This window comes from Streptomyces sp. S6 (genome assembly GCF_054880855.1).
The window spans coordinates 1-8,881 of record NZ_JBTYMC010000278.1 but is presented as its reverse complement, the minus strand read 5'-3'; the positions used below and the strand labels follow the sequence as shown (position 1 = coordinate 8,881).

General features: G+C 70.8%; 7 protein-coding genes. 4 read left to right on the top strand and 3 right to left on the bottom strand.

The window, feature by feature from the left end; translation table 11 throughout:
• Positions 1-125 precede the first annotated feature (125 nt).
• The gene (gene aspA, locus ACVNF4_RS28085; RefSeq protein WP_461805679.1) at positions 126-1,535 is read left to right on the top strand and encodes an aspartate ammonia-lyase; all 1,410 of its coding nucleotides are present in this window, start codon (positions 126-128) and stop codon (positions 1,533-1,535) included.
• A 51-nt stretch (positions 1,536-1,586) separates the two neighbouring features.
• On the opposite strand, the gene ACVNF4_RS28080 is transcribed toward aspA, so the two are convergent.
• Positions 1,587-2,147 carry an RICIN domain-containing protein gene (locus ACVNF4_RS28080; RefSeq protein ID WP_461805678.1) on the bottom strand — a complete coding sequence of 187 codons (561 nt, stop codon included), beginning with the start codon at positions 2,145-2,147 and terminating at the stop codon, positions 1,587-1,589.
• Between the two features lie 110 nt (positions 2,148-2,257).
• Positions 2,258-3,124 (bottom strand): alpha/beta fold hydrolase, encoded by an 867-nt coding sequence (locus ACVNF4_RS28075; RefSeq protein WP_461805677.1) that lies wholly within the window; start codon positions 3,122-3,124, stop codon positions 2,258-2,260.
• Positions 3,125-3,326: 202 nt separating this feature from the next.
• On the opposite strand from ACVNF4_RS28075, the gene ACVNF4_RS28070 reads away from it, so the two are divergent.
• Positions 3,327-4,544: a DUF418 domain-containing protein gene (locus ACVNF4_RS28070; RefSeq protein ID WP_461805676.1), complete on the top strand. Its 1,218-nt coding sequence runs from the start codon at positions 3,327-3,329 to the stop codon at positions 4,542-4,544.
• A gap of 7 nt (positions 4,545-4,551) precedes the next feature.
• Here the strand turns inward: ACVNF4_RS28070 and ACVNF4_RS28065 are convergent, their stop codons facing one another.
• The gene (locus tag ACVNF4_RS28065) at positions 4,552-6,861 is read right to left on the bottom strand and encodes a beta-L-arabinofuranosidase domain-containing protein (RefSeq protein ID WP_461805675.1); all 2,310 of its coding nucleotides are present in this window, start codon (positions 6,859-6,861) and stop codon (positions 4,552-4,554) included.
• Between the two features lie 378 nt (positions 6,862-7,239).
• Here ACVNF4_RS28065 and ACVNF4_RS28060 point away from each other — a divergent pair, with 378 nt between their 5' ends.
• Both ACVNF4_RS28060 and ACVNF4_RS28055 read left to right on the top strand, forming a co-directional pair.
• Complete coding sequence (locus tag ACVNF4_RS28060) at positions 7,240-7,464, top strand: hypothetical protein (RefSeq protein WP_461805674.1); 225 nt, start codon at positions 7,240-7,242, stop codon at positions 7,462-7,464.
• Between the two features lie 99 nt (positions 7,465-7,563).
• Positions 7,564-8,881: ArnT family glycosyltransferase (locus ACVNF4_RS28055; RefSeq protein WP_461805673.1), on the top strand; the 1,318-nt coding region annotated here is incomplete at its 3' end.

Sequence of the window (8,881 nt, the reverse complement as noted above, 5' to 3'; positions counted from 1 at the left end):
CCGGCCTGCCGGCCTGTGCCTGAGCGCACGCCGGCCGCGAAGCGGGGGCACGGCGAGTGTGCGCGCCGGGCCCCCGCGCCCTCTTCGAGAAACCCTCACCCACCCGAAAGGGACACCCCCTCACCATGACCGCCGTCACCCGCAGCGAGCACGACCTCCTCGGCTTCCGGGACATCCCCGCCGACGCGTACTGGGGTGTCCACACCCTGCGCGCCACCGAGAACTTCCCCATCACCGGGACGGCCATCTCCGCCTACCCGCACCTCATCGACGCCCTCGCCGCCGTCAAGGAGGCCGCCGCCCTCGCCAACGAGGAACTCGGGCTGCTCGCACCGGAGAAGGCCGCCGCGATCGTCGCCGCCTGCCGGGAGATCCGCGCGGGGAAGCTGCACGACCAGTTCGTCGTCGACGTCGTCCAGGGAGGCGCCGGCACCTCCACCAACATGAACGCCAACGAGGTCATCGCCAACCGGGCGCTGGAACTGCTCGGGCACGGCAAGGGGGAGTACGAGTTCCTGCACCCCAACGAGGACGTCAACCTCGGCCAGTCGACCAATGACGTCTACCCCACGGCCGTCAAGGTCGCGACGGTGTTCGCGGTACGTGGACTGCTCAAGGCGATGGCTGTACTCCAGGACGCGTTCGGGCGGAAGGCCGTCGAATTCCGTGACGTGCTCAAGATGGGCCGTACACAGTTGCAGGACGCGGTTCCCATGACGCTCGGTCAAGAGTTCTCGGCCTATGCCGTCATGATTGACGAGGACCGCAGCCGTCTTGACGAGGCCGTCGAGTTGATCCATGAGATCAACCTCGGGGCCACGGCCATCGGCACCGGCCTCAACGCTCCCGCCGGGTACGCGGAAGCCGCCCGCCGGCACCTCGCCGACATCACCGGGCTGCCGCTCGTCACCGCCGCGAACCTCGTCGAGGCCACCCAGGACTGCGGGGCGTTCGTCCAGATGTCCGGCGTCCTCAAGCGGATCGCCGTCAAGCTCTCCAAGAGCTGCAACGACCTGCGCCTGCTGTCCTCCGGGCCGCGCGCGGGCCTCGGCGAGATCAACCTCCCGCCCGTGCAGGCGGGTTCGTCGATCATGCCCGGCAAGGTCAACCCCGTCATCCCCGAGGTCGTCAACCAGGTCGCCTTCGAGGTCATCGGCAACGACGTCACCATCACCATGGCCGCCGAGGCCGGTCAGCTCCAGCTCAACGCGTTCGAGCCGATCATCCTGCACTCCCTCTCCGAGTCCGTCACCCACCTCCGCGCGGCCTGCCTCACCCTCGCCGAGCGCTGCGTCGACGGCATCACCGCCAACACGGAACGCCTGCGCGAGAGCGTCGAGAACTCGATCGGCCTGGTGACGGCCCTCAACCCCCACATCGGCTACGAGGCCGCCACCCTCATCGCCAAGGAGGCCCTGGAGACGGGCCGGGGCGTCGCCGAACTCGTCCTGGAGAAGGGCCTGTTGCCGGCCGAGACCCTGGCGGCGCTGCTGCGGCCCGAGGTGGTGGCGGGCAGCGGGTCGCCGCTGGCGTAGGAACGGCTGGGGGAGGGACCGCGGGCAGCGGTCCCTCCCCCCCCGGCCGGATCAGAAGCCGAGCTTCCACTTCTGGTAGCCGCCGCCGTTGCAGCCCGACACGTAGGCGTGTCCGGCGTAGTTGCTGTCCACGCACGTGTTGAACAGCCTGTTGGTCAGCTCGACCTGGTTCCAGCTCGACCCCTTGGCGGCGAACTGCTGGTTGGCGCTCGGGGTGCCGTTGTCGTCGCACCAGTAGGTCGTCAGCGCGCCGTTACCGTTGACGTGCAGGCACTTCCCGGTCCCCTTGTTCTTCACCTGCACCACGTCGGAGCCGTTGTTGTAGAGGTAGATCGGCTCCCAGGTCTGGAACCCGTTCCCCGACTGGCAGGGGTTGGTGTAGATGTTGCCCTCGTTGTCGGCGTCCAGGCAGCGCCCGGTCTCCCAGTTGCGCAGGAAGTTCTGGCCGACATAGGCGGAGGCCGGGGTCGTGGCCATGAACAGGACACCCACCGACATACCGGCGGCGAGGGCCATCGCCGAACCGCGACGAGCGAATCGCCCGAGGACCGACTGAGTGGATCCCTGCGCGGTGTCCGCGGAATCCGTCTTCATCTCTTCGGTGTTCACCATGCCCCGTACCTCTTCTCGCTGTTGCGTCACTCGTGAAGGGGGAAGGGGTGGCCTCCCCCCGGATCACGATGCTGCCAGCGGAGCACGGCCCGCTCGGCGCCGTCGGCCGCTCAGCGGCTAAGTACGGGGAAACCTGTCACGAACCCGTCGACCTGCAAGGTCGTGCGAAGGAGGTCGCCGAATGCGGCGGGGTGGGTCGTCAGGCCGATGTGTCCACCCGGGAAATGCAGGAGTTCCGTGCCGAGGCGCTCGGCGAGGAAGGCGGCCGGACGGTAGGGGAGCTCGCCGCGCGAGTCCTGTCCGCAGGCGAGTACGAGGCGGTCCGAGAGGGCCTTGAGGCGGTGGACGTCGGGGGAGTAGGACATGAAGCCCGGCACGATGCGGCTGATGAAGTACGGCAGGTCACCCAGGGTGCGCTCGGCGCGTTCCGCGGCCTGCGGGGGAAGCGCGGCCTCGGGCTCGGCGGTGTCACCGTCCTTCCGCAGGCCCGCCGCGAACACGGCCAGCGCCGCCGTCGGTCCCTGGTCGCGGAACGTGTCCCGCACGCGCGTGAGGAGCGCGCGGTGCACGGCGGCGTCCGGGAGGACCTCCACCACCGGCGGTTCGTGCACGACGACACGCTCCAGGCGCTCCGGGTGGGTGACGAGGAGGTGCAGCGCGGTGATCGCTCCGGAACTGGCGCCGAACACCCGGACGGGTTCGTCGGGTGACAGTGTTTCGAGCAGCCGGTACGCGTCCTCGGCGTGCTCCTCCACCCGCTGCTCGGCCTCGGGGTCGTCCAGCGCACTCCGGGACATTCCCCGTGGGTCGTAGGTGACCACTCGGTAGGTGTCGGCCAGGTCGGCGGCCACGGTGGCCAGGGAGGCCGCGCCACCCGTGCCGCCGGGAATCAGCAGCAGGAGCGGGCCTCGGCCGCGCACCTCGTAGTGCAGGGTCGCGCCGTTCACACGCAAGGTGCCGACGGTCGGTTCGGACATGCCCGGTCCCCTCTCTTCCTATGGGTCCTAGTTTTAACCTAGGGGTCCTAGGAAAGCAATCGGTGTGATCATCGGACACTCCGTGTCGGTGACTCGTGTGAGCGGACCCCGCCGGTCGGCAGGGTCGCCACCGCCGACCGGCGGGGGCGCTCCCGAAGACTGCCGGATGGTCCGCGTCCGGCAGCCACGAGAAGGTCACTTCATGAAGATCACAGAGTCGTCGCAGAACACCTCACCCCTGCGGGAAGCCCCTTTACCCACGTCGACCGGCCCCTCGACGGGACGGCTCGTCGGGGTGGACCTGGCCCGCGCGCTGGCGGTGTTCGGCATGTACATCGTGCACATCGCCCCCATATCGCTGGACCAGAGCACCCCCGGCTACTGGGTCAGGTTCCTGGCGGAAGGCCACTCCTCCGTCCTGTTCGCCACCCTCGCCGGGTTCTCGCTGATGCTGCTCGCCGGCCGCTTCGAGCCGAAGACCGGCCTCGCGGGCCGGCAGGCGAAGGCCAGGATCGCGATCCGCGCCGTGGTCCTGCTGGCGATCGGCACCGCGATGGCCGTGAAGTACGGCGGCGTGATCATCCTCGGCTTCTACGGCGTCTACTTCCTGCTGGCCCTCCCCCTGGTGCGCCTGAGCGCCAAGGCCCTCGCGGGCATCGCGCTCGCCGTCGCGCTCGTCGGCCCGCAACTGCTGTTCTCCCTCAACCTGTTGCTGACCCAGTCGGTCCGGCAGAGCATCAACACCTACGACCCGCTCCACCGCCTCAGTGACGTGGGCGTCCTCGACCTGCTGTTCACCGGCTTCTACCCGGCGCTCCCCTGGATGGCGTTCGTGCTGACGGGCATGGCGCTGGGCCGCCTCGACCTGTCCGACGGCACGGTCCAGCGCCGCCTCGCCGCACTCGGCGCCGGCCTCGCCGTGACCGCCTACGGCCTGTCCGTCCTGCTGGCCGGCGCGGACACGCTCTTCCGCCAGGCCGGAGGCGGCGGGTCGTCGTCCGGCGGTTCCGGGTCGATGTCCTTCGACAAGGACGCGCTCCCGGAGCGGACGGCCTCGGACCTCCTGACGGCCGGCTCGCACAGCGGCACCACGTTCGACGTCGTCGGCAGCATCGGCGTCGCGATCCTCATGATCGTGGCGGCGACGTACGCCATGGACCACCTGCCGCGCCTGCGCCGCTTCGCCGCACCGGTCATCGCCGTCGGCACCATGTCCCTGACCGCCTACGTCGGCCACTTCGTGGGCCAGACCCTGCTGGGCATGGACGACGCGGTGGCCACTCAGCAGTCCTGGACGCCGGTGCTCCTGTTCATCCTCGGCGCGATCGTGTTCGCCGCGATCTGGTCCCGCTTCTTCCGGCGCGGCCCCCTGGAACACCTGCTCAACGCGGCGACCGGGCCGGTGAAGCGGCTGCGCTGAGAAGGGGTCAGTTCCTGACCACGCGCCACCGGTTGTCGGCCGTGCCGTCGTCCGGCGCCTGGACGGCGAACGCGCCGGCGGCGGTGGAGCCGTTCGCGATGCCGAGGAGCTTGCCGCTGTGCGCGTTGCGGATCTTGAAGGTGCCGTCTCCCTGGTCGAGCAGCGTCCACCGGTGGTCGGCGGTGCCGTTGTCCGACCACTGGAGGACGGCCGCGTCGTCGGCCGTGGACATGTTCTGCACGCCGAGCACCTTGCCGCTGTGGGCGTTGCGGAAGCGGAAGCCGTCGCCGTCGGCGATGAGGTACCAGTCGTGGTCGGCGGTGCCGGTGTCCGGCCACTGGAGCGCGCGTCCGCCGTCGGCCGTGGACATGTCCTGGATGCCGAGGACGAGACCGCTGCCGGCGTTGGCCAGCCGGACTCTGCTGCCGGTGTTCCAGTAGACGGTGTAGTTGTGGCCGTGCGCGTCGTGGAAGGGGCCGAGGGTGACGGGGGAGCCGTCGGCGGTGGCGGTGAAGGCGAGGGGACCGGCGCCGGAGCGTGCGATCGAGGACGTGTCCAGCGACGGCGGTGAACCGAGCGCGGAGTTGCCGTAGTCGCCGGACAGGACCACCGGGCCGTAGGTGACCGCGGCGAGGTTCGGGTCGTCGTCGGCCGGGCGCAGGACGATGCGCATGGGGAGGCGGACGGTGACCGTGTCGCCGGAGGTCCACGCGCGGGTCAGGGTGGCGTAGCTGCCGGGGACGGTGGCGATGTCCTGCACCTGGCCGTTGACGCTGACGGTGGCGCCGGTCGTCCAGCCCGGGATGCGGATGCGCATCGCCCAGGTCCCCCCGGCGTCGCCGGTGACCCGCAGGGTCGTGGTGTCGCTCGCCGGGTACGAGGTGGACTGGGTGACGGTGATCCCGCGCTCCGGCCAGTCGAGCACCGAGGGCACGAACAGGTTCACGATCAGCGTGGTGTCGCCGCGGAAGTAGACGGAGTCCGCCAGCCGCGTGTGCATTTCGAGCCCCGTGCCCTGGCAGCACCAGAAACTGTCGTAGTCGGTGCTCCACGTGCCGCCGCCCCACGCCGGACCCACACCGCGCCGGCCACCCGGGTTCAGCGGGGTGAAGTACGTGACGTGGCCGTGGGGGTCCGCCGGGTTCTGCTGGCCGATCATCTGGTTCAGCCACGCCCGCTCGTAGTAGTCGAACAGCGCGGCCCGCTCCGGGTCCAGCGTGAACAACTCCCGGGTGAGGGTCAGCATGTTGACGGTGTTGCAGCTCTCGCACGTGTCCTGCTTCAGGAAACCGGCGACGGCGTGCGGGGCCCGGAAGTGCTCCGCCTGGCTGTTGCCGCCGATGACGTAGGTGTGCGAACCGACGCAGATGTCCCACGCGTTGACCGCGATGTCCCGGTAGCGAGCGGTGCCGGTGGCCTTGAACTCCCGGGCGGCCCCGATCCACTTGGGCACCTGCGTGTTGGCGTGCAGACCGCTGAGCCGGTCCTGCCCGGCCGCCAGGGGATCGAGCACGGCGGCGTGGTCGAACCGCCGGGCGACGGTGAGCCACCGCACGTCCCCGGTCTGCTGGTAGAGGTCGGTCAGCACGGCGCTCATCCCGCCGAACTCGGTGCCCAACATGGCCTGCATCTGCTGCTCGCTCAGCCGGCCGGTACGCCGGTCGACCCAGTCCGCCAGGGCGAGCAGGACGTCCCGGGCCTGCGTGCTGCCGATCAGACGCCACACGTCCAGCAGGCCGGCGAGGGTCTTGTGGACGGTGTAGTACGGCACGTTGCCGTTGTTCAGGGTCCGCTGTTCGAGAGCGGTGAAGTCGGACTCGGGATAACCGGAGAGGTACCCGGCGCCGAAACCGGCCGCGCTGTTGTTCGCCTGGCACTTGGCCAGCTCCGCGACCATCCGGACCGCCTTGTCCCGGCAGACGGTGTCCCCGGTCGCCGCGTACAGCTGGGCCCACGCCGTCAGGAAGTGCCCCTGGACGTGGGTGCGGAAGGGGAACGCCGGCGCGTCCCAGCCTCCGGTGGCGAGCGCCCCGCCGGTGGACAGCCGGTGGTTGGCGCGGAAGTTGTACAGCAGCCGGTCGACGTCGACGAACCGCAGGTACTCGCGCGTCCGGTTCTGGTTGTCCAGCCAGCGGCTCGCGGTGAGCCGGACCTGGCCGAGCGCGAAGGGGTGTGCGGAGACCCCGGTCTCGGCTCTCGCGGGCGGGACGGCCGCCGCACGGGCGGGAGAGCCGCCGACGAGGGACCCGCCGGCCGAGACGGCCGCGGTGGCCCCGGCCGCCTGGAGAAGGCGCCGCCTGCTGACGGAGGAAGACATCGTGAACCTTTCGGGACGTGGGGTCTGGGCGGGCGGGAGGAGCTGTGTTGATGCGCTTCGACTTTTCGGTGACGTTAAGGCTGTGTTTCCTGGGTGGCAACGGGGCGATCAGGTCACTTTTGGGCAGTGGATTCGGCCTGCTGCGGGGGATCGATCTGCCTTCCGGGCGGTGAATCGCGGCGACCGGAAGACCTGTGGCTGACACGCGGCTCGGCATCGTGTCGACGTCGAAGCGCTTCGACGCCCGACGGGCAGGATCGCGATCGTCACCGACGGGACCGGCCCCCCGATCGGAGGGGGCCGACGGGCCGACCGGCGGGGCGCCTCCCGAAGCCCGGCGGATGGCCGACCACCCCTGGTCTCCGCGAAGTTGTCCAGGTGACCGAGACCGAAAGCGCCGAGGAGGCGCATCCCCAGCATCTGGCCGCGTCCGGCCCGTCCACCGTGCGACCGGTCGGCGGTGCCGAGGAGGTCATGGACGGGAGGCCGTTCATGAAGGTCTCCGCCGGAGCGGAGGGGGTCTTCGAACCGCCGGCCGGCAGCGGGCCGTGCGGCCCCCGGCGCGGGGACCTCCGGAGGCCGAGCCGCACAGCGCTTCCCTGACCCCCTCGTGGCCCACCCCCACATGGCCCGCGCCCTGCCCGGCGAGCCGTCCGCCTTCCCCCCCACCCGCACCCCGACACCGCTCCAGGGACCTTCACCGTGGCCTCCACCCCCGACGTCCAGGACACCGGCCCGCACCGCGCACCGCGCCACCCCGCCGACCGGCCGCAAACCCGGGCGCGCTGGGAACGACCGGCGCTCGCCGGGGTGCTGGGGGTCGCCGCGCTGCTGTACGGCTGGGGCCTCGGGCATGCCGCGATCCACCCCTACTACAGTGCGGCGACACGGTCCATGGCCACCAGTTGGCGGGCCTTCTTCTTCGGCGGTCTCGACACCAGCGGTTCGATCAGCCTCGACAAGGTGCCCGGGGCGTTCTGGCCCGACGCCTTCTCCGTGTGGATGTTCGGGCCGCACACGTGGGCGGTCGCGCTGCCTCACGTGATCGAGGGCGTGCTCACGGTGTGGCTGCTGCACCGGATCGTGCGGGCCTGGGCCGGTCCGTTCGCGGCGCTGGTCGCGGCGCTGACGCTCACGCTCACCCCGGTCACCGTGGCGCTGAGCAGGGCCACCATCCCGGACACCGCACTCACCCTCCTGCTGGTGGCGGCGGCCGGAGCCTTGCAGAAGGCGGTGCGCACGGGACGGCTGCTCCCGCTCATCACGTGCGGCGTCTGGGTCGGGCTCGCCTTCCAGGCGAAGATGCTGCAAGCCTGGCTCGTCCTGCCGGTGTTCGCCGTGATCTACCAACTCACCGCGACCGGCACGCAGTTGTGGAAGGCCCGCCGCCTCCTGCTGAGCGGCGCGGTCACGCTGGCCGTCTCCTGCTCGTGGGCGCTGATCGCGTGGGCCACTCCGGCAGACGACCGCCCGTACGTCGACGGCACGTCGAACAACAACCCCTTCAGCCTGGTCTTCGGCTACAACGGCGTCAGCCGCTTCAGCGACGACGGCACCGCCCTCGGCGCCGTCCCCGCCACCGCCGCCAGCCGCACCACCGGGAACACCGGCTGGGGGATGCTCGTCAACCACACCGTCGGACCGCAGATCGCCTGGTTCCTGCCGCTCGCCGTGCTCGCCGTCGTCGCGGCCCTGGTCTGGCGTGTCCGAGAGCCGCGCACCGACCCGCTGCGCGCGGGATTCCTCCTGTGGGGCGGCTGGTTCGCCGTCCACGCCGTGGTGTTCAGCGTCTCCAACGGCAACCACCCCTACTACACGGCCGTCCTCGCACCGGCCCTCGCCGCGCTCACCGGAGGCGGGCTCGCGCTCCTGTGGTCCGCGTACGAGGCGGGCGGCCGGCGACGGCTGTGGCTGCCGTCGGCGATCGTGCTGACGGTGGCCTGGGCGCTCGTGCTCGACGGGCCGACCTGGTTCGCCCCCGGCCCGCTGGTGCTGGCCGTGTTCTTCGCGGCGTGCGGGG